This window comes from Intrasporangium zincisolvens (assembly GCF_034724055.1).
GTDB lineage: Bacteria > Actinomycetota > Actinomycetes > Actinomycetales > Dermatophilaceae > Monashia > Monashia zincisolvens.
Genome location: NZ_JAWIIL010000003.1, coordinates 563,040 through 585,806, shown reverse-complemented (window position 1 = coordinate 585,806; position 22,767 = coordinate 563,040). Strand labels below are relative to the sequence as shown.

23 protein-coding genes are annotated in these 22,767 nt (G+C 74.1%); 10 read left to right on the top strand and 13 right to left on the bottom strand.

The window, feature by feature from the left end:
* The 3 genes from ku (at position 1) to RY076_RS11165 (ending at position 3,071) form a co-directional block, all read left to right on the top strand.
* On the top strand, positions 1-957 hold the full coding sequence (gene ku / locus RY076_RS11175; protein WP_323097772.1) for a non-homologous end joining protein Ku: 957 nt from the start codon (positions 1-3) through the stop codon (positions 955-957).
* A gap of 119 nt (positions 958-1,076) precedes the next feature.
* The gene (locus RY076_RS11170; protein ID WP_323097770.1) at positions 1,077-2,303 is read left to right on the top strand and encodes an acetyl-CoA hydrolase/transferase family protein; all 1,227 of its coding nucleotides are present in this window, start codon (positions 1,077-1,079) and stop codon (positions 2,301-2,303) included.
* Between the two features lie 36 nt (positions 2,304-2,339).
* Positions 2,340-3,071: an SDR family oxidoreductase gene (locus tag RY076_RS11165; RefSeq protein ID WP_323097768.1), complete on the top strand. Its 732-nt coding sequence runs from the start codon at positions 2,340-2,342 to the stop codon at positions 3,069-3,071.
* Positions 3,072-3,137: 66 nt separating this feature from the next.
* Here the strand turns inward: RY076_RS11165 and RY076_RS11160 are convergent, their stop codons facing one another.
* The 6 genes from RY076_RS11160 to RY076_RS11135 all read right to left on the bottom strand — a co-directional run bounded on the left by RY076_RS11160 (position 3,138) and on the right by RY076_RS11135 (position 8,399).
* The gene (locus RY076_RS11160; protein WP_323097766.1) at positions 3,138-3,935 is read right to left on the bottom strand and encodes a sugar phosphate isomerase/epimerase family protein; all 798 of its coding nucleotides are present in this window, start codon (positions 3,933-3,935) and stop codon (positions 3,138-3,140) included.
* 16 nt (positions 3,936-3,951) lie between these two features.
* Positions 3,952-4,881 carry a Ppx/GppA phosphatase family protein gene (locus tag RY076_RS11155; RefSeq protein WP_323097763.1) on the bottom strand — a complete coding sequence of 310 codons (930 nt, stop codon included), beginning with the start codon at positions 4,879-4,881 and terminating at the stop codon, positions 3,952-3,954.
* A 62-nt stretch (positions 4,882-4,943) separates the two neighbouring features.
* Entirely contained in the window at positions 4,944-5,678 is a 735-nt protein-coding gene (locus RY076_RS11150) for an ABC transporter permease (RefSeq protein ID WP_323097760.1), read from the bottom strand.
* Positions 5,675-6,433, bottom strand: a complete 759-nt coding sequence (locus RY076_RS11145; RefSeq protein ID WP_323097758.1) for an ABC transporter ATP-binding protein — start codon at positions 6,431-6,433, stop codon at positions 5,675-5,677. Before RY076_RS11145 ends, RY076_RS11150 begins: the two co-directional genes overlap by 4 nt.
* Before the next feature lie 10 nt (positions 6,434-6,443).
* Complete coding sequence (locus RY076_RS11140) at positions 6,444-7,166, bottom strand: TetR/AcrR family transcriptional regulator (protein ID WP_323097757.1); 723 nt, start codon at positions 7,164-7,166, stop codon at positions 6,444-6,446.
* A gap of 9 nt (positions 7,167-7,175) precedes the next feature.
* Positions 7,176-8,399, bottom strand: coding sequence for an ankyrin repeat domain-containing protein (locus tag RY076_RS11135; protein ID WP_323097755.1), 1,224 nt, complete (start codon positions 8,397-8,399; stop codon positions 7,176-7,178).
* Positions 8,400-8,574: 175 nt separating this feature from the next.
* Between RY076_RS11135 and RY076_RS11130 the strand changes: the two genes are divergently transcribed.
* The 3 genes from RY076_RS11130 (at position 8,575) to RY076_RS11120 (ending at position 11,473) form a co-directional block, all read left to right on the top strand.
* Positions 8,575-9,420, top strand: coding sequence for a hypothetical protein (locus tag RY076_RS11130; protein ID WP_323097754.1), 846 nt, complete (start codon positions 8,575-8,577; stop codon positions 9,418-9,420).
* Complete coding sequence (locus RY076_RS11125; protein ID WP_323097752.1) at positions 9,420-10,109, top strand: class I SAM-dependent methyltransferase; 690 nt, start codon at positions 9,420-9,422, stop codon at positions 10,107-10,109. Before RY076_RS11130 ends, RY076_RS11125 begins: the two co-directional genes overlap by 1 nt.
* A 155-nt stretch (positions 10,110-10,264) precedes the next feature.
* Positions 10,265-11,473 carry a flavin-containing monooxygenase gene (locus RY076_RS11120; protein WP_323097750.1) on the top strand — a complete coding sequence of 403 codons (1,209 nt, stop codon included), beginning with the start codon at positions 10,265-10,267 and terminating at the stop codon, positions 11,471-11,473.
* Here RY076_RS11120 and RY076_RS11115 read toward each other — a convergent pair.
* Together RY076_RS11115 and RY076_RS11110 are read right to left on the bottom strand one after the other, a co-directional pair.
* On the bottom strand, positions 11,450-13,105 hold the full coding sequence (locus tag RY076_RS11115; RefSeq protein WP_323097748.1) for a helix-turn-helix transcriptional regulator: 1,656 nt from the start codon (positions 13,103-13,105) through the stop codon (positions 11,450-11,452). The two genes, RY076_RS11120 and RY076_RS11115, sit on opposite strands and share 24 nt — an antisense overlap.
* Positions 13,106-13,247: 142 nt before the next feature.
* The gene (locus RY076_RS11110; protein WP_323097746.1) at positions 13,248-13,949 is read right to left on the bottom strand and encodes a hypothetical protein; all 702 of its coding nucleotides are present in this window, start codon (positions 13,947-13,949) and stop codon (positions 13,248-13,250) included.
* 197 nt (positions 13,950-14,146) lie between these two features.
* Between RY076_RS11110 and RY076_RS11105 the strand changes: the two genes are divergently transcribed.
* Both RY076_RS11105 and RY076_RS11100 read left to right on the top strand, forming a co-directional pair.
* Positions 14,147-15,349: a sensor histidine kinase gene (locus RY076_RS11105; RefSeq protein ID WP_323097745.1), complete on the top strand. Its 1,203-nt coding sequence runs from the start codon at positions 14,147-14,149 to the stop codon at positions 15,347-15,349.
* A complete protein-coding gene (locus RY076_RS11100; protein ID WP_323097744.1) occupies positions 15,340-16,014 on the top strand; it encodes a response regulator transcription factor in 675 nt (224 codons plus the stop codon). Before RY076_RS11105 ends, RY076_RS11100 begins: the two co-directional genes overlap by 10 nt.
* An 87-nt stretch (positions 16,015-16,101) precedes the next feature.
* Here the strand turns inward: RY076_RS11100 and nadC are convergent, their stop codons facing one another.
* The 5 genes from nadC to RY076_RS11075 form a co-directional block, all read right to left on the bottom strand.
* Positions 16,102-17,004, bottom strand: a complete 903-nt coding sequence (gene nadC / locus RY076_RS11095; RefSeq protein ID WP_323097742.1) for a carboxylating nicotinate-nucleotide diphosphorylase — start codon at positions 17,002-17,004, stop codon at positions 16,102-16,104.
* Positions 17,001-18,791, bottom strand: a complete 1,791-nt coding sequence (locus RY076_RS11090) for an L-aspartate oxidase (RefSeq protein WP_323097741.1) — start codon at positions 18,789-18,791, stop codon at positions 17,001-17,003. Before RY076_RS11090 ends, nadC begins: the two co-directional genes overlap by 4 nt.
* Before the next feature lie 72 nt (positions 18,792-18,863).
* A complete protein-coding gene (gene panD, locus RY076_RS11085; protein ID WP_323097739.1) occupies positions 18,864-19,298 on the bottom strand; it encodes an aspartate 1-decarboxylase in 435 nt (144 codons plus the stop codon).
* Between the two features lie 70 nt (positions 19,299-19,368).
* Positions 19,369-20,256, bottom strand: a complete 888-nt coding sequence (gene panC, locus RY076_RS11080) for a pantoate--beta-alanine ligase (RefSeq protein WP_323097737.1) — start codon at positions 20,254-20,256, stop codon at positions 19,369-19,371.
* A complete protein-coding gene (locus RY076_RS11075; RefSeq protein WP_323097735.1) occupies positions 20,253-21,164 on the bottom strand; it encodes a Rossmann-like and DUF2520 domain-containing protein in 912 nt (303 codons plus the stop codon). The genes panC and RY076_RS11075 overlap by 4 nt, the downstream gene beginning before the upstream one ends.
* Positions 21,165-21,195: 31 nt before the next feature.
* Between RY076_RS11075 and RY076_RS11070 the strand changes: the two genes are divergently transcribed.
* Together RY076_RS11070 and RY076_RS11065 are read left to right on the top strand one after the other, a co-directional pair.
* A complete protein-coding gene (locus RY076_RS11070; RefSeq protein WP_323097733.1) occupies positions 21,196-22,191 on the top strand; it encodes an SAM-dependent methyltransferase in 996 nt (331 codons plus the stop codon).
* Between the two features lie 5 nt (positions 22,192-22,196).
* Positions 22,197-22,763 (top strand): copper resistance CopC family protein, encoded by a 567-nt coding sequence (locus RY076_RS11065; protein WP_323097731.1) that lies wholly within the window; start codon positions 22,197-22,199, stop codon positions 22,761-22,763.
* The last annotated feature ends 4 nt before the right edge of the window (positions 22,764-22,767 follow it).

Below are 22,767 nucleotides of genomic sequence, written 5' to 3'. Positions count from 1 at the left end.
ATGCGAGCCATCTGGAAGGGCGCCGTGTCGTTCGGACTGGTGAATGTGCCGGTCCGGCTCTTCTCGGCCACGGAGAACCACGACGTGCAGTTCCGTCAGGTCCACGAGAAGGACGGTGGACGAATCAGGTACCAGCGCGTCTGCGCGATCGACGGCGAGGAAGTGCCGTACTCGGACATCGCCAAGGGATACGAGACCTCCGACGGCCAGATGGTCGTGCTCTCGGACCAGGACATGAAGAGCCTCCCGTCGCGCTCCTCCAAGGAGATCTCGATCGAGAAGTTCGTGCCGTCCGAGCAGATCGACCCGCTGCTGTTCGACAAGAGCTACTACCTCGAGCCCGACAAGACCGGCCTCAAGCCCTACGTCCTGCTCCGCGACGCCCTGGAGAAGGCCGACCGGATGGCCCTGGTCACCGTGTCGATCCGCACCCGTATGACGCTCGCCGTGCTGCGGGTGCGCGAGGGCGTCATCGTGCTCCAGACCCTCCTGTGGGCCGACGAGGTGCGCGCACCCGAGTTCGAGTCGCTCTCCGAGGAGACGCACGCGACGACCAAGGAGCTGGCCATGGCCGCCTCGCTCGTCGACTCGCTGTCCGGCGACTACGAGCCCGACGAGTTCGAGGACGACTACTCCGAGGCCGTCGAGGCGCTCGTGTCGTCCAAGATCGAGGGCGGCGAGCTCACCGAGACGCCGGAGCGCGCCGAGGAGGAGACCGAGGTCGTCGACCTGCTCGCGGCCCTGCAGCGCAGCGTCGACAAGGCCAAGGCGGCGCGCGGCGGGTCGGGCGCAGCCGACGACACCGACGCCGGGGAGGGCGCCGACGCGTCCGGCAAGCCGACGAAGAAGGCCGCTGCGAAGACCGCCGGCAAGAGCGCGGCGAAGGAGACGGCCGCCAAGAAGACGTCCACGACGAAGAAGGCCGCGGCGAAGAAGGCGTCGCGCAAGGCCAGCTGACCGTTCGGTCCGCCGTTCCGGCCGGCTGTCCGTCCCGTCGCGTCCGCACGAGACCGATCTCACGGTGCCGCTGCGCGGTTCGCCGCCTGCCCCTGCGAACTCGGCGGCAGGATGGAACTGTGCAGATCGTCACCGTCGAAGAGCTCCAGAAGCGGCTCCGTGGCCTGCCGGACAACCCGCGCATCGTCACGAGCGGCAACATGGCCATCCCGCTCGAGGCCGTGGCCGCGGTGGACGAGGCCGTGCCGGCCTACGTCCTCCACGCGCTCAACGCGCCGAAGGGCCTCCCCGACCGCGACGGCGTCACGGTCGAGACGTGCTTCGTCGGTCCGGGGATGCGGCACCACCCGCGCCTGCGCTACGTGCCGTCGCGGCTCTCGCTCGTGCCGCTGCTCTACAAGCGCTCGCTGCCGCCCGACGTCGTGCTCGTGCACTGTGCGCCCCCCGTCGACGGCCAGGTGAGCCTCGGCCTCGAGGTCAACGTGCTGCCGGCGGCCATCGAGGCGTGCCGGGCGCGGGGCGGGCTCGTCGTCGCGGTGCTCAACCCGCGGATGCCGTACACGTTCGGCGACGCGCAGGTGCCGGTCGAGCACGTCGACCTCGCCGTCGAGGTGGACGCCCCGCTGGCCTCGCACCTGCCGGTGCCGCCCGACGCCGACAGCGCCGCCATCGGACAGATCGTGGCCTCCATGGTGCTCGACGGCGCGACGATGCAGCTCGGCATCGGCGCCGTGCCCGACGCGACCCTCGAGGCCCTCGTCGGCCGGCGCGGCCTGCGGGTGTGGACCGAGATGTTCTCCGACGGCGTCCTCGCCCTCGACGCCGCGGGCGCGCTCGACCCCGACCACCCGCTCGTGTCCTCGTTCGTCTTCGGCAGCCAGGACCTCTACGACTGGCTCGACCGCAACCCCCGCGTGCGGATGCTGCGCACCGAGAAGACCAACGACCCCGGCCTCATCGCCCAGCAGCGGCAGATGACGTCGGTCAACACGGCGCTGGAGGTCGACCTCTTCGGGCAGGCCAACGCCTCGCGGATCAACGCCCGCATCCACTCCGGGTTCGGCGGGCAGACCGACTTCATCGTCGGGGCGCTGCACTCCCCCGGCGGGCAGTCGTTCATCGCGCTGCGGTCCTGGCACCCCAAGGCCGACTGCTCGACCGTCGTGCCGCTCGTCGACGAGCCGGTGACGAGCTTCCAGCAGAGTGCGTTCGTCACCGAGCACGGCGTCGCGTCCCTGTGGGGGCGCAGCGAGCGCGAGCAGTGCCACGACATCATCGAGAACTGCGCCCACCCCCGCGTCCGCGACGACCTCTGGGAGGAGGCGCACGCGCTCGGGCTGGCCTGAGCCGCGGCCCTCCGGGGGTCGGCCTAGGGTGGCCGAATGAGCCAGCCCGACGCATCCCGCCCCGTCGCCGTCGTCACCGGTGGCACCCGAGGCATCGGCCTCGCCGTCGTCCGCGACCTCGCACCGACGCACCACGTCGTCGTGGGCGGTCGCAGCGCGGCGTCGGTGGCTCGTGTGGTCGACGGGCTCCCCTCTGCCGAGGGGCTGGTCGCCGACCTCGCGGACTGCGCGTCCGGCGGCTCTCTCGCAGCGGCGCTGACCGACCTCGCGGCACGCCACCCGCGCGTCGACGTCCTGGTGCACTCGGCCGGCGTCCTGCGCAGCGGCACCGTCGCCCACACGTCGGTCGAGGAGTGGATGGAGTCGCTGACGGTCAACGTCGTCGCCGTCGCGGCCGTCACGCAGGCGTTGCTGCCGGCCCTGCGGGCCGCGCAGGGCCGCGTCGTGGCCGTCAACTCCGGGTCGGGCTTCAGCAGCTACGCCGGCGGGGGCGCCTACGCCGCATCGAAGTTCGCGCTGCGGGCGCTGACCGACGCGTTGCGCGAGGAGGAGCGCGGCAAGGGCGTGCGCGTCACGTCGGTGCACCCGGGACGCGTCGACACCGACATGCAGCACGAGCTCGTGTCATTCGAGCGTGGCGAGTACGAGGCAGCCCGCTACCTCGACGTCGAGTCGGTCGTGGCGGCGGTGCGCCTCGCGCTCGAGGCGGGCCCGCGCGCCAACGTCGACAGCATCAGCGTGCGACCGCGCGGGTACTCCGGCTCCTGACGCGGGCCGCTCGGGCGACAAGATCCGGGCACCGTTGCAGCGCAACCGGCCCCGACGCGTCGGGCGTCAGATGCGGCTCGCACCCCGCGTCGGCGCCGTGGCGAGGCGGGCGAAGGCGAGCGCCTCGGCGAGGTCGACCTCACGCGCGTCCTGCGACAGCTTGCGCGTCGACACCTCCACGACGACGTCGCCGGACCAGCCGGAGTCGGCGAGCAGCTCGAGGACGTCGGCACACGGCTGGCCGCCGCGGCCCGGCACGAGGTGCTCGTCCTTGAACGAGCCGAGGCCGTCGGCGAGGTGCAGGTGCGCGAGCCGTTCGCCGAGCGCGCTCACCATGGCGACGGCATCCGACCCTGCGGTGGCCGTGTGCGACAGGTCGATAGTGACGCTGTCGTACGGCTGCTCGACGGGGTCCCAGTGCGGCAGGTAGGCGAGCACCTCGCGGCCGGCGGTGCGCCACGGGTACATGTTCTCGACGGCGAGCCGGACGCCGCTCGCCGCCTCGCGCTCGGCGATGCCTTCGACGAACTGCTCGGCATAGTCCTTCTGCCACCGGAACGGCGGGTGGAGCACGACGACCGGCGCGCCGACCTCGAGGGCGAGGTCGATGGAGCGGTCGATCTTCGTCCACGGGTCAGGGCCCCAGACCCGTTGTGTCAGAAGAAGGGTCGGCGCGTGCACCGAGGCGATCGGCAGCCCGTGCAGCTCGGACAGGGCCCGCAGCGCACCGGGCTCGCGGGTCACCGGGTCAGTCCACACCATGACCTCGACCGAGTCGTAGCCGAGACGGTCGGCGGTGGCGAAGGCGGTGGCGGCGTTGCCGGGGTACACCGACGACGTCGACAGCCCGATGCGGATGCTCATGCGGCCATACCCGGCGTCACCCGACGAGGTGGTCGAGGCGGCGAAGGATGAGCCCCTCGCGCAGCGCCCACGGGCAGATGTCGACGCGGTCGACCTGGAGCAGGTCGAGGGCGGCCTCCGCGACGAGCGCGCCGGCGAGGAGCTGCTGCGCCCGACCGACCGACACACCCGGCAGCTCGGCTCGCTCCGCGGCGGTCAGGCCGGTGAGCTGCGCCACGATGCCGTGGAGGTCCTCGCGGGTCATCGACCGCGGCACGAACGGACCGTCGCCGCGCGGCGCGGCACCGGCGATCCGGGCCAGCGAGCGCATCGTCTTCGACGTGCCGACGACCCGGTCGGGGTCGCCGCCGGTCAGCAGCGGGCGCACGTGCTCGCCGAGCGTCGCGCGGATGCCCGAGCGGACGCGTCGGACGAGATCGGGCTCAGGAGGGTCACCGGGCAGCTGCTCGCGCGTGACGCGTCCGGCCCCGAGGGGGAGGCTGAGCGCGACGTCGGGCTCCTCGTCGAGCCCGGCCGCGAGCTCGAGGGAGCCGCCGCCGATGTCGACGAGCAGCACGCGGCCGCTCGACCAGCCGAACCACCGGCGCACGGCCAGGAAGGTCATGCGGGCCTCGTCGACCCCGCTGAGGACGTCGAGGTCGATGCCGGTCTCGGCGCGGACCCGCTCGATGACGGCCTCGCCGTTCGGTGCCTCCCGTAGCGCCGACGTGGCGAAGGCGAAGAGGTCGGTGACGCCCTGGTCCTCGGCCACCTGGAGGCACTCGCGCAGGAACGCGACGAGCCGGTCGGCGACGGCGTCCTCGACGCGTCCCTCGGGGTCGAGGCTCTCGGACAGCCGCAGCTCGGTCTTGTGCGAGAAGGCCGGCAGCGGGTGGGCGCCGGGGTGCGCGTCGACCACGAGGAGGTGGACCGTGTTCGACCCGATGTCGACGACGCCCAGACGCATGACCTCACCCTAACGGCGTCGGAGCCGCCCGACCCGGCGCCGTCCGGCCACCGGTCGACGCGTCAGGGGGTGCGGCGGCTCAGCGTGAGCGAGCCGAGCGCGAGCGCGCCGACGATGAAGGCGACGACGACGCCGAGGGCCCGGAGCGCGTCGGCCGTGCCGTCCGCGCTGGCGGTGATGGCGTTCATCGCGTCGACGGCGTACGACAGCGGCAGGAGGTCGGAGATCCACGACAGCACCGTCGGCAGCTCGTCGCGCGGCACGAGGAGCCCGCACAGGAGGATCTGCGGCAGCACGAACGCCGGCATGAACTGGACCGCCTGGAACTCGGTGCGGGCGAACCCGCTCGCGAGCAGCCCGAGCGCGGTGCCGAGCACGGCGTCGGCGAGGGCGACGACGAGCAGCAGCCCCACCGACCCGGCGACGTCGAGCCCGCAGACCCACACGGCGAACGCCGTCGCGACGACGCCCTGCACGACGGCGAGCGCACCGAACGCGAGCCCGTAGCCGAGCATGAAGTCGCCCTTGCCCAGGGGCGTGGTGAGCAGCCGCTCGAGCGTGCCGGACTGCCGCTCGCGCAGCGTCGCGATCGAGGTGACGATGAACATGACGATCATCGGGAAGATGCCGAGCAGGGCCGGCCCGACGTTGTCGAAGACCGGGGTGCCGTTGTAGATCCACGCGAGCAGGCCGAGCAGCACGCAGGGCACGACGAGGATCATCGCGACGGTGCGGTGGTCGGTCCGCACCTGGCGCAGCACTCGGCCGGCCGTGACGAGGGACAGTGCGGGGTTCACGATGCGCTCCTCTCCCGCGCGGCCTCGGCATCGATGAGCGCGAGGAAGGCGGCGTCGGCGTCGGGGGCTCCGGTACGGGCGAGCAGCTCGTCGGGGGTGACGTCGGCGAGCACGCGGCCCTCGCGGAGCAGGACGAGGCGGTCGCAGCGGGTCGCCTCGTCCATGACGTGGCTCGAGACGATGAGCGAGTGCCCGGCCGCGGCCAGTCGGCGGAAGAGGTTCCAGAGGTCGCGACGCAGGACGGGGTCGAGGCCCACGGTGGGCTCGTCGAGGACGAGGAGCGTCGGGCGTCCGACGAGCGCGGCGGCGAGGGACACCCGCGACTCCTGCCCGCCGGAGAGGTCGCGGACGAGCTGGTCGGCGTACGAGGTGAGGTCGACCTCGACCAGGGTGCGGTCGACGGCGTCGCGCAGCTCGGTGCCGCGCAGGCCCACGGCCCGGGCGAAGTAGGCGACGTTCTCGCGCACCGTGAGGTCGGCGTAGACGCTGGGGTCCTGGGTGACGTAGCCGACGTCGTCGCGCAGCGGCGCGGAGCCGGCCGGGTGGCCGAGGACCGTGACGGTGCCCGACTCGATGATCTGGACGCCGACGATGCACCGGATGAGCGTGGACTTGCCCGACCCCGACGGGCCGAGGAGACCGACGACCTCGCCGGCCGGGACCTCGAGGTCGAGGTCGGGGATCACGAGGCGCTTGCCGCGCACGACCCGCAGGCCGTCGATGACGACCGCGGTACTCGTCGAGTTATTCACCATGTGATGAAATCTACTCCGTGGCGCCCGTCGTGTAAACGCTTTTCGTCGCACCGGGCATCGCACCAGGCCTCGCACCGGGCGTCGGACCCACCGTCGCGCCCGCCGTCGCGCCGACCTCCGGGGCGGGCGCGAGCAGGTGGTGCTCGATGACCGGGGCGAGCCGCTCGACGAGCTCCTCGGGGCTCGCGTCGGCGATCCCGGGCATCCGCAGCACGTACCGCATGACGACGAGCCCGATGACCTGCGAGGCCACGAGACCGCCCCGCAGCTGGACGTCGGGCGAGCCGAAGGCCCCGGCGACCCGACCGAAGACCTCCCGGCCGAGGAACTCGCGCAGCACCCGGGCCGCGTCCTCGCTCGTCATGGCCGAGCGCACGAGCGCCACGAGGGCGTCGCGCCGGTCGCCCGGCTCCCACACCGCCAGGAACGTCTCGACGAGCCGCCGGCCGACTCCCTCCGGCCCGCCGGCGACGATGCGCTCGACGAGCCGCGAGGGGTCGACCGGCATCGACAGGGTCTCGGCGAACAGCGCCGGCTTCCCGTCGAAGTAGTGGTGCACGAGGGCCGGGTCGACGCCTGCGTCGCGGGCGATCCCGCGCAGGCTCGCCTTGTCGTAGCCGTGGGTCGCGAACGACCGACGCGCCGCGTCGACGATGGCGGCCCGCGTGTCGACGCCACCCGGACGCCGCCCGCGGCCCCGCGAGGACGCCGCGCCCTCGGCCCTCGGTGTCATGCGTCCACGCTAGTCCGCGTCCGCGGCTCCGGTCGTGACCTCGCGCAGCACCGCCGCCGCGTCGTCGGCGCGGGCCCACACAGCCCACTCGTACGGACGCGTGCCGTGCACGGCGTCATGCGCCTCCGGGTCGGCGCCGGCGTCGAGGAGCACCTGCACCTGCTCGACGTCGTCCATGAAGGCGGCGTCGTGCAGGGCGGTCCGCCCGTCCGGCACCTGCACCGGAGGCAAATTGGCCGTCACCGAGGGGTCGGCGAGGCCGTTCTCGACGAGCAGGGCGAGCCGGTGCTCGAAGCCGTGGCCGCGGGCCCAGTCGACCTGCCGGGCGAGCATCTCCTCGAGCGTCTCGGCCGGCTCGCCCGTGCGACGCGACCAGACCTCCGACCCCGGGCGGCCGAGACCGTGCTGCAGGAGCAGCTCGAGGTGGGAGTCGTCGCGGTTGAACATCCGGTTGTAGAGGGCCTGGCGGTCGTTCGGGTCGGCGCCACGCTCGAGCAGCAGCTCGGCGAGCGCGCGCCAGCTCGGGTGGCGCGGCTGGCGTGCCGGCCCCGACTCGCCCTCGCCGAAGACCCCGGTGAGGGCGGTGAACGCCGTCGGCAGCCCCTGCCACAGGTAGCCGCTGTCGGGGTCGGCGCCGGCGTCGAGCAGCAGCCGCGCGGCAGGCACCGGATCACGTTGCGGCACACGGGAGTACACGAGGTAGAGCAGCGGCGGCCAGCGGAAGGGACCACCCTCGCGGGTGGCCGCCTCGGGGTCCGCCAAGAGGTGCGCGCGCAGCGCGTCCGGGTCACCGGCGACCGCCGCGACGACCACGTCACGGGCCACCAGCGTCGGGTCGGCGTCGAGCAGGCGTGCCGCTCGGGCCCACCGCGCCGGCTCGTCGTGCTCGGTGTAGGTCAGGCACGCGAGCGCGGCCACGGCAGAAGGGGACCCGTCCTGGGAGGCCGCCTCGGCCAGGGTCGGGTCGAGGGCCCCCGGGTCGCGGCTCAATGGCGCGGCAGCGCTGAGGTAGGCGCGCAGCCGGGGCCAGCTCGCGAACCCGTACGTGCGGGCCAGGACCAGCTGGGCGTCGGCGAGGGCGAAGGCCGCCGGATCGTCCGGCGCTCCCCCGGGACGGTGCCGCGCGGCGTGCTCGAGCGCGTCGGGCCGGGCGGAGCGGACAGCCTTCTGGAGGCGACGCGCGTCTCGGCGGAACCGCTCGAGGTCGGGGTTGGCGGGCAGGGACAGGGCCATGACGGCCTCCTCTCGTGCGCCCGAGGTGCGCGTCGGGCCGAAAGGAGGTCGGCGGTGCGGAGCAGGTACCACCACCAGGGAGGCTGAGCCCCTTCCCGCGCACCGGGGGCGACCTGGACGCCCACTGGCCAGACTAGCCGTGGGCAACTCCGGTCGCGCGGCATAAGGTGTGCCGGTGGCCGAAGCACCCCTTGACCTGCCTCGCGTCTGGGTGGAGTTCACCGATCCGGCGGACGCCAACCAACGCTTCCGTCTGGACCTCACGTGGCTCACCAGCAGCTGGACGTGCATCTTCGGCTCCGGGTGCCACGGCATCTATGCCGACCGGCCCGACGACGGCTGCTGCACCCTCGGAGCCCACTTCACCGAGAAGGACGACTGGAAGCGCGTCGAGCGCGCCGTCGAGGAGCTCGGCGAGGACGAGTGGCAGTACCACTCGGTGGGCACCGCCAGCGGCAACAAGGACGACTGGACCGAGAAGGAGGACGGGGCCCGCAAGACGAAGGTCGTCGACGGCGCCTGCATCTTCCTCAACCGCCCGGGCTTCCCCGCCGGTGCCGGCTGCGCGCTCCACCAGCACGCGGTCCTCACCGGCGTCCAGCCGCACACGCTCAAGCCCGACGTGTGCTGGCAGCTGCCGATCCGCCGCACCTTCCGCACCGTCGAGCTGCCCGACGACAGCAGCTACCTCGAGGTGACGATCACCGAGTACGACCGCCGCGGCTGGGGCCCCGGCGGCCACGAGCTCGACTGGTACTGCTCGGGCAACCCCGAGGCGCACGTCGGCCGCGAGCCGGTCTACCGCTCCAACGAGGCCGAGCTCGTCGAGCTCATGGGCCCGGAGGCCTACGCCGAGCTCGTCATCCGGGCCGAGGCGCACCTCGCCCAGGTCAAGGCCGTCCGCGCCCGCGGCGTCCGCAAGCTGCTCCCGCTGCTCGTCCACCCGGCGACGCTCGACGCCCAGGGCGGGCGGCTGCGCCCGGCCCCGCGGCCGTCCGCGTCGGGCACCGAGGGCCCGTGATGGGCGAGGTCATCCCCTCCCCCAACATCTGGGAGAGCCCCGACGTCTACGAGGTCGAGAACCGCGGCGTCGACCGCGACCACGTCATCGAGGCCGCGATGCGCTCGGTCCTCGACTGGTCCGACCGCGACGTCGTCGACATCGGCTGCGGCACGGGCTTCCACCTGCCGATGTTCGCCGCCACAGCGCGCTCCGTCGTCGGAGTCGAGCCGCACCCGCCGCTGGCCGACCTTGCGGGCCAACGGGTCTCGGACCTGACGAACGCGTCGGTCCGTGAGGAAGGCGCGGCCGCGATCGGCGTGCCGGACTCCTCGTTCGACGTCGCGCACGCGCGGTGGTCCTACTTCTTCGGACCGGGCTGCGAGCCCGGCCTCGCCGAGCTCGACCGCGTCGTGCGGCCGGGTGGCGCGGCGTTCGTCATCGACAACGACGCGACCCGCTCGACGTTCGGCACGTGGTTCCGGCGCGCCCTGCCGAGCTACGACCCCCGGGCCGTCGAGCGGTTCTGGGAGCGCCAGGGCTGGTCGCGCGAGCGACTCGACATCCGGTGGGACTTCGACTCGCGCGAGGACTTCGAGGCGGTCGTCGGCATCGAGTTCGCGCCCGAGCACGCCGACCTGATCCTCGCCGAACACCCCGATGCCACCGGCGTCGACTACGCCGTCAACCTCTGGTTCCGCCGCTACTGACTCGGTCGTCGCCGGCGCTCGTGCCGTCGTGCCGTCGTGGTCATTCCTGCCCATCGTCGCGCCCGGACGGATGGGCAGCACGGCCGACGCGGCGCCCCCACCATCGTTCCTACCGTCGTTCCTACCGAGGCTGCACGGAGCACAGGAGGAACACCATGGACGCCAACCGGACCACCACCCCCGCACCCGCACCCGTCACCGAGATCGTCGACACGGTCGTCGTGGGAGCTGGGCAGGCCGGGCTCGCCACGGCACGTGAGCTGCTCGCCCGCGGGCGTGACTGCGTCGTGCTCGAGCGCAACAGCGCCGTCGGCGACGGCTGGCGCCAACAGTACGACTCGCTGCGGCTCTACACGCCCGCGGGACACGACGCCCTGCCCGGGCTCCGCTTCCCCGGCGACCCCCGTGCCTTCCCCGGCAAGGACGATGTCGCCGACTACCTCGCGGGGTACGCAGAGCACTTCGACCTGCCGGTCAGGCTCGGCGTCCGCGTCGAGAAGGTCGTTGCCGCAGTGGGTTCCGACGGGTTCCTCGTCTCGACCGACCACGGGGTCATCGAGTGCCGCAGCGTCGTCGTCGCCACCGGGACCTTCGGTCGCGCCCCACGGGTGCCCGCGTTCGCCGCCGACCTCGACCCCGCCATCCTGCAGCTGCACTCGAGCCAGTACCGGCGCCCGTCGCAGCTGCAGGACGGCCCCGTCCTCGTCGTCGGCGCCTCGCACTCGGGCTGCGACATCGCCCTCGAGCTGGCCCAGGACCGGCCGACGACGCTGGCCGGCCGCGACTGCGGGCAGCTCGGGGTCCGGTGGGACTCCCCCGCCGTGCACGCCCTCTTCCCCGTCCTGCTCTTCGCGTGGCGGCACGTGCTGACGCGCCGCACGCCGATGGGCCGCCGGGCCATGGCCGGAATCCGCCACCACGGAGGCCCGATGCTGCGGGTCAAGCGCGAGGACCTCGCGGCCGCCGGCGTGGACCGCCGGACCGAGCGCGTCACCGGCGTCACCGGGGGCCGCTCCACCCTGGCCGACGGCACGGTGATCGACGTGCGCAACGTCGTGTGGGCCACCGGCTTCGAGCAGCGCTTTGGCTGGCTCGACCTGCCGGTCGTCGGTGACGACGGCTGGCCGCGCGAGTACCGCGGCGTGGCGCACGAGGTGCCGGGTCTCTACTTCTGCGGCCTGTCGTTCCAGTACTCGTTCAGCTCGATGGTGCTGCCGGGCGTCGGGCGTGATGCCGCCTTCGTGGCCACCCACATCGCCCGGCACCGTCCTGCGGCAACGAGATCCGACGCGTCACCGGCCGGGCGGCCGACCGGGCGGCCGACCGGGCAGCCGGGCGGGCTACCCGCCGAGCGCGTCGCCTGAGCCGCCGGCCAGCCCACGCTCGAAGGCGAAGGCGGCGGCGGCCGTGCGGCTGCCGACGCCGAGCTTGCCGAAGATGTTGGACAGGTGCCGTGCGACGGTGCGGTCGCTCAGCACCAGCTCTGCGGCGATGTCGGCGTTGCTGCGTCCGGCGGCCACGAGCCGCAGCACCTGCACCTCCCGGGCACTGAGGCCCGCCGGCAGGGACCGGCGCCCGGTCATCGCGTCGATCTCCCCGACCGCTGGGCGGGCGCCGAGCCGGTCGAGCACGACTCGCGCGGCGGCCAGGGCACGGTGGGCCGCGTCGTGGTCGCCGAGGGCGATGAGCGCGCGGCCGGTCGCGACCTCGGCCAGCGCGGTCTCGTACGGCAGGTCGAGCGCCACAGCCCCCTGGCGGGCCCGGCGAAGGTAGGGAAGGGCACCCGCGGCGTCCTGGCTCGCGAGCTGCACCCGCCCCCACGCCAGGGCCGAGCCGGCCTCCAGCGCCTCCGACCCGAACGCGTCCGCCACGTGCTCGAGCTCGACAGCCGCCGCCCGGGCCGCCTCCACGTCGCCGGCGGCCGCGAGCACCTCGACGACACCGGGCAGGAGCCGGCTGCGCGTCACGGACGGTCCGGGCTCGGCGAGCAGTCGCCGGGCCGTCGCGGCGGCCGCTGCGCCCTGCCCCCGCGCCGCCGCGAGCAGCGCCAGCCCCGGCTGCGGCTCGTACCCGTGCTCGCTGCCACGTGCGTAGGCCACGTCGGCGCCGGCGAGATCGCCGCGCAGCCGAAGCAGGTCGCCGCGCTCGCACGAGGCCTGGCCCACCGCGTCGACGGCGCCGGCCTCGGAGTAGCGGGCAACCGCCAGATCGAGCTCGTCGAGCGCCTCGTCCCAGGCGCCGCGGGCCCGCATGACCTGCGCCCGGTGCAGCGCACTCTGCCCTGTGAACAGGACGAGCCCGGGCTGTGCGGCGCACCACGTGGTGAGGCGGGCGGTCCACTCCGCGACCCGGACGAGGTCGGACACCTCCTGGCAGCCCTCGATCGCGGTGCAGTAGACGTGGCCGACCGTGATCGGCTCGCGGGCGCCGCGCTCCGCCTCCAGCATCGACTCGTCGAGGAGCCCGACGCCGTCAGGCACGTGCCCGCCGTAGATCGACATCCGGCCCTGCGCGCACAGCCCCGTGGCGAGCAGGTCGGCGTCACCGCTCCGGCGACCGATGTCGGTGGCGGACCGGGCGCAGGCCAGGGCGTCGTCGATGCGGCCGGCTCCGAGGTGGGTGAACATGCGGGAGAAGGTGATCCACCCCCTCGCCGCCGCCTCCTCCGGCAGGTCCGCGACGTGCCGCTCGCCGCGGGCCAGCCACGCGGAGACGGCCGAGCGCCCTCCGGTGGTGCGCAGGGCCATCGACACGTGGAAGGCGCACACCGCGGCCTCGGCGTGCTCGCCTGCCGCCACGCGGGCCTCGTAGGCGGCCGTGTACCGCTCGACGGCGTCGTCGACGCGCCCGAGGAGGTGGGCGGCGGCGGCGGAGCGCTCGAGGTCCTGCGCCGACAGCCCAGCGAGGTCGAACGCGGCCCACGCGTCGTAGGCCGCCCGCCAGTCGCCGCGCTCGAACTCGGCTCTGGCACGGAGAAGCTCGTCGACGACGCCCATGGGCCCACCCTCCTGCCTCGAAGGGTACGCCGGTGCCGCACGCCTAAGGCCCCGTCACCGCACCGGACGGGTGCGGGACAGGGCCCACCGGGGTGCCACCGGGGTGCCACCGGGGTGCCACCGGGGTGCCACCGAGGGGGTGTCAGGCGTCGAGGTGGCGGCGCTGGAGCAGTCGCCGGCCGATGAGGGCGAAGGGCGCGAAGCCGACGAGGACGGTCGCGGCCGCCACGAGGGGCGTCGTCGCACCGAACACCATGAGGCCGGCGACGCCACCGACGAGCAGGAGGATCGTCCACCAGCCGAGCACGCCGGCCCGGGCGAGACCGACGAGCACGAGCACCGGCCCGAGCAGGCTGAACGGCTCGGTGCCGTCCCAGAACGGCAGGAGCGAGCCCTCCTTGAAGCCGCGGAACACGGCGACCGCCTGGTCGGCGGTGAGCAGCGTGCCCGCGGAGGCGTTCCACCAGTCCGAGAGCACCATGCCGGACACGTTGACGAAACCGATGGCCGCGAGCAGGGCCCCGACGACCGTCGCGATGCGGCCGCGACGCCCTCGCACGAGCGAGGGTGCCGCGAGGATGCCGAGGCCGATGGCGAGGTTGCCGTAGTGGAGCAGCAGGGCCGACACCTGGGTCATCGTCGTGTCGCGGGTCAGGGACGAGATGTAGTCGGCATCGGCCATCGAGGCCTGCTCCGGCGACGTCACCATGCCGAGCGCCCACAGGACGGGCCCGGCCACGAGCGCGGCACCCGCCGCGACCCGCATCGGGTGGGCGAGGCGGGCAGGACGCTCCTCGACGGCCGTGGCCGGCTCGACGGACGCGTGGGGCGAGACGTGGGACATGGGTTTCCTTTCGGGGCTGGTCCGGAGGGTCCGGTGCCGCCGGTGTCGGCGACGAACCAACGGTGTCTCCGCGCCGGCTCGTCGGGCCTCGGCCGAGAGGCACCGACCCGCCCTCCGCCGTGGTGCGGAGCGGCGGCCTCCCCGGGTCCCCCACAAGACGGATACGCGCCCCGCTGCCGAGCCCTACCCTTGCCGCCATGTCGCCCCTTCGCCTCGTGCCACGGCCGGGACTCCTGCCCGTCGGCGCCGCCGTCCTGCTCGGCGCGCTGGCACTGGTCGAGGCGTGGACGGACCCGACCTTCCGACCCTCCTTCACCGCGCTCGCGTGGGTCGCGGTCTGGATCGCGGGCAGCCTTGCGAGCCAGACGCGCTGGCCGGCGGCGGGTGCGGTCGCGGTCGCGGCGTCGTTCCCGCTCGGCGAGGTGCTCGGAGCGCCGGGCCCCGGCGGCGCCGGCCTCATCGCCGTGCTCGTCGCGGTCGCCTGGGCAGGCTACGCGGCGACGCCGAGACGCTCCCGGCTCGCCGTGGCCGCGTGCATCCTGACCTTCGTCGTCACCGACGTGGTCCGGGCGGGGATCAGCTGGGACTCGATCTTCTTCCCGGCCATCTTCGTACCCGCGTGGTGGACCGGCACCCTCGTGCGTCGCGAGCAGGCACGGGCGCGCGAGATCGCCTCTCTCGCAGCACAGCTCGACGCCCAGCGGGAGGCCGCCGCGCACGCCGCGGTGGTCGAGGAGCGCGCCCGGATCGCCCGCGAGGTCCACGACTCCGTCGCCCACTCGCTCAGCGTCATGACGCTCCAGCTCGGCGGCCTGCGCCGCCAGCTCGGACCGCTCCTCGACGACCGGCCCGCCGAGCGCGACGTCATGCTGGGCCTGGAACGCCTCGGTCGCCAGTCGGTCGAGGAGCTGCGGGCCACCGTCGGCATCCTCCGCACCCCACGCGACGGCGAGGCCGACCTGAGCCCGGTCTCCCTGTCCCGCGCCGGCGACCTCGTGGCCGACGTGCGCGCGGCCGGCCTCGACGTCGCCCTCGAGACCCACGGCGACCTGACCACCGTGCCGCGGGCGGTCGACGTCGCCGCGTACCGCGTCGCCCAGGAGGCGCTGAGCAACGTCCTGAGGCACGCCCCCGGAGCCCGCACCGTGCTGCGCCTGCGGCACGAGCACGACGCCGTCGAGGTGGCCGTTCGCGACGACGGGCCCCGACGCGTCGACGGCGCCGCGTCCGCCAGCACCGACACGCACGACGACAGCACCGCACGAGCCACCGGCGGCCACGGCCTCGTCGGGATGCGTGAACGTACCGGCATGTTCGGCGGCACGCTGGCGGCCGGCCCCGTGGCCGGCGGCGGGTTCGAGGTCCGGGCCCGGTTCCCGATCGGGAGGGGATGGCAGTGACGATCCGGGTGCTCCTCGTCGACGACGAGGCCATGGTCCGCGTCGGGCTGCGAATGGTGCTCACCGCAGAGCCCGACGTCGAGGTCGTCGGCGAAGCGGCCGACGGTGCGACGGCCGGCACCATGGCGGCCGGGCTGCGGCCGGACGTCGTGCTCATGGACGTCCGGATGCCGCACGTCGACGGGATCGAGGGGGCCCGACGCGTTCTCGAGGCCAGCCCCGAGTCGCGGGTCGTCGTGCTGACCACCTTCGGCGAGGACGAGTACGTCGAGGGCGCCTTGCGGGCGGGCGTCAGCGGCTTCCTGCTCAAGGTCTCGCCGCCGGAGCAGCTCGTCGCCGCGGTGCGCACCGTCGCCGCGGGAGGCGGCCTGCTCGACCCGGCGGTGACGCTGCGGGTCATCGAGTCGTTCGCCACGGCGCCGAGCCCGCGCACGGCGCGGTCGCGCGACCTCGAGCTGCTGACCCAGCGGGAGCGCGACGTGCTCGGCCTGCTCGCCCGCGGCCTGTCGAACGCCGAGGTCGCCGCCGAGCTGTACCTCGGCGAGGCCACGGTGAAGACGCACGTGTCGAGCCTGCTGGCCAAGCTCGGGCTGCGCGACCGGGTGCAGGCCGTCGTCGCCGCCTACGAGACCGGCCTCGTGCGCCCCGGCGACCACGCCCCCTGACGACCCACCGGTTCCGATGCCCGGCGCCGTCCCCGTGTGCAGGCGCTGGGGTCCAGGCCCCACCTCGTGCACACAGCGGACGTTCGGTCAGTCGACGAGGTCGAGGGCGATGTCGACGATCGGCGAGGAGTGGGTCAGGCCGCCGACCGAGATGAAGTCGACGCCGGTCTCTGCGTAGTCGCGAGCCACATCGAGAGTCATCCCGCCGGTCGCCTCGATCTCGACCGGCTCGCCCGCCGCTCGCAGCAGGGCGACCGTCTCGGCGAGGACCGGCACGGTCATGTTGTCGCACATGACGAACCGGGCACCCGCGTCGTAGGCCTCCTGCGCCTCGTCCGGCGTCGTCACCTCGACCTGCACGTCGACGTCCGGGAACCGCTCGCGCACGAGGGCGTAGGCCGCGGCCACCGAGCCCGCCGCCAGCTTGTGGTTGTCCTTGATCATCGCGACGTCGTACAGGCCCATGCGCTTGTTCGTGCCGCCGCCGCACCGCACGGCGTGCTTCTCGAGCCAGCGCAGCCCCGGCGTCGTCTTGCGGGTGTCCAGGACCATCGTCGACGTGCCCTCGAGGGCGTCGGCCCACCGACGCGTGTGGGTCGCGACGCCGGAGAGCCGGCTGACGATGTTGAGCAGGGTGCGCTCGGCCACGAGGACCACCTGGGTGCGGCCGGAGACGCGAGCGATGACGTCGCCGCGCACGACGCGGGTGCCGTCGTCGGTGAGCACCTCGACGGTCGGGGTCGGCAGGCCGAGCCGCTCGGCCACCGCCGCGAGCACGAGACCGACCGCGGGGATGCCGGCCACGACGCCGGGCGCACGGGCCACGACCTCGGCGACCCGCTCCTGCTCGGCCGGGATCGTGGCCAGCGTCGTGACGTCGAGACCCTTCGGGCCCAGGTCCTCCTCGAGGGCGACGGCGACCACGCGTCGGGCCCACTCCAGGGGAAAGCCGCTCAGGCCGTTGTCGGCGGAGTCGTGCTGGTCGGTCACCGGGTCTCCTCGTGTCGTGGATCGGTCTGTGCCGCAACCCCTTCGGCGCCACGGTCGGGAACACCGGCGTCGAGGTCGAGGCCGTCGAGGTTCGCGCGCGGCACCGGCACGACGCTCGCGCCGAGCCGACCGGACGCCTGCCGGGTCAGGTGCACGTGGTGCAGGAACCGCTCGTCGTCGCGGGTCGGGTAGTCCTCGCGCACGTGGCCGCCGCGGGTCTCCTCGCGCAGCGCCGCCGCGTGCGTCAGGGCCCGGCCGAGGTGCACGAGGTTGGTCGTCTCCCAGCTCTTGGGCCCGCCCTGCCGGTCGGCGTCGTCAGCCGCCTTCGCCGTCACGGCGGCGAGAGCCTCCTCGGTGGCCGCGAGCGACGCGGCCGAGCGCACGGTGCCCGCCCCGGCCGTCATGGCCCGCTGCACGTCGAGGCGGCGCTTGCCGCGGACGAGCTCGGGCGGCACTGTGCCGTCGCCGTCCTCGCCCTGCACCGGCACGGTCGCCGGCAGCTCGCCCGCGCCGAGGCGCGCGGTGAGGTCGTCGGCGATGCGGCGGGCGAAGACGAGGCCCTCGAGCAGGGAGTTCGACGCGAGGCGGTTGGCGCCGTGGACGCCGGTGCACGAGGTCTCGCCGCAGGCGTAGAGCCCCTCGAGCGAGGTGCGCCCGCGCAGGTCGGTGCGCACGCCGCCGGACGCGTAGTGCTGGGCGGGCGCGACCGGCAGCAGCTGCGTGGCAGGGTCGAAGCCGAGCTCGCGGCAGCGCGCGACGATCGAGGGGAAGCGCTGCTCGAGGAAGTCGGCGCCCAGGTGTCGGCAGTCGAGGTACACGTGGTCGGTGCCGGTCTCGCGCATCCGGCGGATGATGGCCCGGGCCACGACGTCGCGCGGCGCGAGGTCGGCGAGCGGGTGCTGGCCCTGCATGAACCGTTCCCCCGCCTCGTCGACGAGGAACGCGCCCTCGCCGCGGACCGCCTCGGAGATGAGCGGCTGCTGGCCGCGCGAGCCCTCGCCGAGCCACAGCACGGTCGGGTGGAACTGCACGAACTCGAGGTCGGCCAGCACCGCGCCCGCGCGCAGGGCGGCCGCCATGCCGTCGCCGGTCGCCACCGACGGGTTGGTCGTCGAGGCGTAGATCTGGCCGAGGCCACCCGTCGCGAGCACGACGGCCCGGGCGTGCGCCGCCCCGACGCCGTCGACCTGGCCCGCGCCGATGACGTGGAGCGTCACGCCGCACACGCGCCGGTCGGCGTCGGTGAGCAGGTCGACGACGAGGGCGTGCTCGATCACCTCGATGCCGGGATCGTCGCGGACCCGGTCGAGGGCGGCGATGAGGGCGCGGCTGATCTCGCGGCCGGTCGCGTCGCCGCCGGCGTGCAGGATGCGGTCGCGGTGGTGGCCGCCCTCGCGGGTCAGGCTGAGGTCACCGGCGTCGCCGCGGTCGAAGTCGGCGCCGAGGGCGATGAGGTCCCACACGGCGTCCGTGCCCTCGGTGACGAGGGTGCGCACGGCGTCGACGTCGCACAGGCCGACGCCGGCCACGAGGGTGTCGTGGATGTGCTCGGCCGGGCTGTCCTCGGGCGACATGACGGCAGCGATGCCGCCCTGGGCCCACGCCGTCGACCCCTCGTCGAGGACGGTCTTGGTCACGAGCAGGACGCGGTCGACGCGACGCCGCAGCCGCAGCGCCGTCGTCAGGCCGGCGATGCCGCTGCCGACGACGATGACGTCGGCCGTGGCCGTCCAGCCCGGCTCGGGCGCGCGCAGCCGCCGCGGGAGCGTGATGCCGCTGTCGTTCATGAGCACCTTCTCGATGGGACGCTGCCGGGGTCACCGGCCATGGGGTCGTGCCCCATACCGTATGCCGCCCGCTCAGCCCTGGTGGGCGTGGTCCCGTTCCGTGACCGCGGAGGTCATCAGGCCGAACCCGTCGGGCACGTCACCGGGGTCGTGACCGGTCTCGACGATGCGGTTGTCGCGGTCGACGAAGACGACGTTGGGCTCGAACGTCCGCGCCTCGGCGTCGTCCATCGCGGCGTAGGCGATGATGATGACGGTGTCGCCGGGCGAGATGAGCCGCGCCGCAGCGCCGTTGATGCAGACGATGCCGCTGCCGCGTTCGCCCTCGATGGCGTAGGTCGTGAGCCGGTTGCCGTTGTCGACGTCGACGACGTCGACCTGCTGGCCGGGCCACAGGTCGGCGGCGTCCAGGAGGTCGCGGTCGATGGTGAGCGAGCCGACGTAGTGCAGGTCGGCCTGGGTCACGGTGGCGCGGTGGATCTTCGAGTGGAGCATGAAGCGCTGCACGGTGGATCTGTCCTTGGGAGAGGGGGATTCGGTCGGACGCTCGGCGACGTCTCGCGGGAGGCCCGACGCGTCAGGGCTGGGAGAACACCTCGAGCGCGCCGCCGCCGGGGCCCACGAGCACGGGGAGGTTGTCGATGAGACGCGTCGTGCCGACGCGGCCGGCGACGGCGAGCAGGGCCTCGCCGCGGTACCACTCGGGCACGTCCTCGAGGGTGTCCGGGTGGACGAGCACGAGGTAGTCGACGAGGGCGAGCGGCTCGCGCACGAGCACGGCCCGGGCGGCGCGCCTGACGGCAGAGGGCCCCTCGGTGGCGGCGTCGGCCCCGGCACGCAACGCGGCCGAGAGGCACAGCGCCGTCTCGCGGTCGGACGGCGTCAGGTAGGTGTTGCGGCTCGACATCGCCAGGCCGTCGCCCTCGCGCACCGTGGGCACCGACACGACGTTGACCGGGAAGTCGAGGTCGCGGACCATCCGGCGGATCAGCAGCAGCTGCTGGGCGTCCTTCTGCCCGAAGTACGCCGAGGTGCAACGCGTCAGATGCATGAGCTTGGCGACGACGGTCAGCATGCCGTCGAAGTGGCCGGGTCGGGCCTGGCCCTCGAGGACGTCGCCGAGCGGCCCGGCCGACATCCGCACGCCGGGGTCGCCGTCGGGGTAGATGACGTCGGGCGTCGGTGCGAAGACGAGGTCGACGCCGGCGTCGGTGCAGATCTGCAGGTCGGTGTCGAACGTGCGCGGGTAGCGCGAGAGGTCCTCCTTCGGCCCGAACTGCAGCGGGTTGAGGAAGATCGTGACGACGACGTGCGCGTGGGTCTCGCGGGCGCGCCGGATCAGGGTCGCGTGGCCGTCGTGGAGCGCGCCCATCGTCATGACGACGGCGACGTCACCGTCGTCGAGACGGGCCCGGGCCTCGCGCAGCTCGTCACGCGTGCGCGCAACGGTGGGGGTCTGGGTCACGGTCGGTCCTCCTCGCGGGCCAGCAGCTGGAGCAGCGGGTCGGCGACGTCCGCCCGGAGGCGGCCGCTGAGCAGGGCCCGCTGCGCCGTCGCGCGCGCCAGCGCCAGGTAGGTCGGCCGGATGTCCGGGGCCACCGTGCGCAGCATCGCGACGTGCCCGGCCACGGTACCGGCATCGCCGCGGGCCACCGGGCCGGTGAGGGCAGCATCACCCAGCTGGAGGGTGTTGCCGAGCGCCGCCGACAGGAGCGGCTCGAGCACGCGGGCCGGGTCCTCGATGCCGGCCTCGGCGAGCAGCTGCATCGACTGGGCCACGAGGGTGACGAGGTGGTTGGCCCCGTGGGCGAGGGCCGCGTGGTAGGTGACGCGCTCGTGCTCGGGCACCCAGACCGGGTCGCCGCCCATCTCGATGACGAGCGCCTCGCCGACCGGACGCGCGACGTCGACGGTCGTGACGCCGAAGCAGCAGTCGTGGAGGCGTTCGAGGTCGACGGGTGTGCCCGTGAACGTCATCGCCGGGTGCAGCGCGAGCGGCACGATCTCGCTGTCGAGGGCGGTCTCGAAGACGCCGATGCCGTGCGCGCCCGAGGTGTGCACGACGAGCTGCCCGGGCGTGAAGGTGCCCGTGGCGCTGAGGCCCGCGACGAGGTCGGCGAGTGCGTCGTCGGGCACGGCGAGCACGACGAGATGCGCGCCGGCGACGACGTCCTGGATCGGCTTGACCGGCACACCCGGCAGCATCCGCTCGGCGCGTTCGAGGCTCGCCTCGCTGACGGCCGAGACGCCGGTGACGTGGTGGCCGGCCCGCACGAGGGCCGCGCCGAGCACGGCGCCGACGCGTCCGGCCCCGACGATGCCGACGTCGAAGCGGGCGGGACGCTCGTGGGGGTCGCCGGTGGGGCTGCTCACCCGCGCACGGTATCGCCTACAGTCGGGCGCCGTGGATGCCCTTCCCTGGCGCGAGGCGTGGCACGCGGCGCTCTACGCGCCCGGACGCGGGTTCTACGTGTCCGGCGGCGGCCCCGCCGAGCACTTCACAACCGCGACGCACGGGCCGCCGGGGGCCGCGCTCGCGCGGGCCCTGCTCGCCCTCCCGGAGCACCCCGTGCGGCTCGTCGTCGACGTCGGCGCCGGTCGCGGCGAGCTCGCGGCGCACCTGCGCACCGCGCTCGACGAGACGCCCGCCGGGGCGTCGGTCCGCGTCGTGGCCGTGGACGTCGTCGAGCGACCCGAGACCCTCGACGGGCGCATCGAGTGGGTCCGCTCCCCCGGCGGCGCCGCGCTGCCGCCTGACCTCGTCGACCTCGTCGATGACGACGGCCTCGAGGACTGCCTCGTCGTCGCGCACGAGTGGCTCGACGTGGTGCCCTGCACCGTGGCACAGGTCGACGCGTCGGGCGTGCTGCGCGTCGTCCTCGTCGACCCCGCGACCGGGCAGGAGCACCTCGGAGAACCGCTCGCCGGGTCCGACCTCGAATGGGCGCGCGAGCACTGGCCGGCCTCGACCCCCGGTGACCGCGTCGAGGTGGGTCTCGACCGCGACCGCGCCTGGGCGGACCTGGTCCGCCGGGTCCGGTCCGGCACGCTCGTAGCCGTCGACTACGCCCACACCCGCGACTCCCGGCCAGCGCACGGCACCCTCGTCGGGTACGCGTCGGGCCACCTGACGGCGCCCGTTCCTGACGGCTCGTGCGACGTCACGGCGCACGTCGCCGTCGACACGCTCGATGCCGACGAGACGCCCACCCAGCGCGAGGCCCTGCGCCGCCTCGGCTTGACGGCGACGGTCCCGCCCCACGCCCTCGCGTCCCAGGACCCGCTCGGCTACCTCGCGGCCCTCGAGCGCACCAGTGCCGAGGCGCGGCTCGTCGACCCTGCTGGGTTCGGTGGGTTTCGGTGGGCGGTGAAACGGCTCCACGCCCGCGACGTACGCTGAACGCCATGCGTCGCGTGCCCTCCTTCCTGCTCGCCCTCGGCGTCGCTGCCGGGGTCGTCCTCGGCGTCGTCGGCACGCCGACCCTCGCCTCCGCCCACGACGTGCTCGAGCGCAGCAACCCCTCCGACGGGGCCGTCGTCAACACCCTCCCGGACACCGTCGAGCTGACCTTCGCCGAGGCGCCGCTCGCCGTCGGCACGCAGATCGTCGTCACCGGCCCCTCGGGCCCCGTCTCCGAGGGCAGCCCGACGATCGAGGGCTCGATCGTGCGCCAGAAGCTCGCGGCGAGCGCCCCCGGCGGCGACTACACCGTCACCTACCGCGTCACGTCCGACGACGGGCACCCGGTGAGCGGCAGCTTCTCCTTCCACGCGACCGTGGGGCTCGACGGCTCCACAGCCACGGCCGGCCCGAGCGTCCATGTGCGACAGGCCGATCCGGCTGCCGAGGATGCGGGCTCGTCGGTGTTCGTGCCGGTGCTGCTCACCATCGTCGGCACGTGCGTGCTGCTCGGGGTCGCCGGCTTCCTCGTGCTGCGCAGCCGGCCGACGAAGGACGCCGACCGCCCGTAGCAGC

Coding starts and splice junctions, on each gene's coding strand:
- RY076_RS11155 (WP_323097763.1), bottom strand. CDS start 4,881: ATGCGTCTGGGCGTCGTCGACATCGGGTCGAACACGGTCCACCTCCTC.
- RY076_RS11090 (WP_323097741.1), bottom strand. CDS start 18,791: ATGAACGACAGCGGCATCACGCTCCCGCGGCGGCTGCGCGCGCCCGAG.
- RY076_RS11160 (WP_323097766.1), bottom strand. CDS start 3,935: ATGAGCATCCGCATCGGGCTGTCGACGTCGTCGGTGTACCCCGGCAAC.
- RY076_RS11140 (WP_323097757.1), bottom strand. CDS start 7,166: ATGACACCGAGGGCCGAGGGCGCGGCGTCCTCGCGGGGCCGCGGGCGG.
- RY076_RS11100 (WP_323097744.1), top strand. CDS start 15,340: ATGGCAGTGACGATCCGGGTGCTCCTCGTCGACGACGAGGCCATGGTC.
- RY076_RS11105 (WP_323097745.1), top strand. CDS start 14,147: ATGTCGCCCCTTCGCCTCGTGCCACGGCCGGGACTCCTGCCCGTCGGC.
- RY076_RS11120 (WP_323097750.1), top strand. CDS start 10,265: ATGGACGCCAACCGGACCACCACCCCCGCACCCGCACCCGTCACCGAG.
- RY076_RS11110 (WP_323097746.1), bottom strand. CDS start 13,949: ATGTCCCACGTCTCGCCCCACGCGTCCGTCGAGCCGGCCACGGCCGTC.
- RY076_RS11115 (WP_323097748.1), bottom strand. CDS start 13,105: ATGGGCGTCGTCGACGAGCTTCTCCGTGCCAGAGCCGAGTTCGAGCGC.
- RY076_RS11145 (WP_323097758.1), bottom strand. CDS start 6,433: ATGGTGAATAACTCGACGAGTACCGCGGTCGTCATCGACGGCCTGCGG.
- RY076_RS11165 (WP_323097768.1), top strand. CDS start 2,340: ATGAGCCAGCCCGACGCATCCCGCCCCGTCGCCGTCGTCACCGGTGGC.
- RY076_RS11135 (WP_323097755.1), bottom strand. CDS start 8,399: ATGGCCCTGTCCCTGCCCGCCAACCCCGACCTCGAGCGGTTCCGCCGA.
- ku (WP_323097772.1), top strand. CDS start 1: ATGCGAGCCATCTGGAAGGGCGCCGTGTCGTTCGGACTGGTGAATGTG.
- RY076_RS11065 (WP_323097731.1), top strand. CDS start 22,197: ATGCGTCGCGTGCCCTCCTTCCTGCTCGCCCTCGGCGTCGCTGCCGGG.
- RY076_RS11125 (WP_323097752.1), top strand. CDS start 9,420: ATGGGCGAGGTCATCCCCTCCCCCAACATCTGGGAGAGCCCCGACGTC.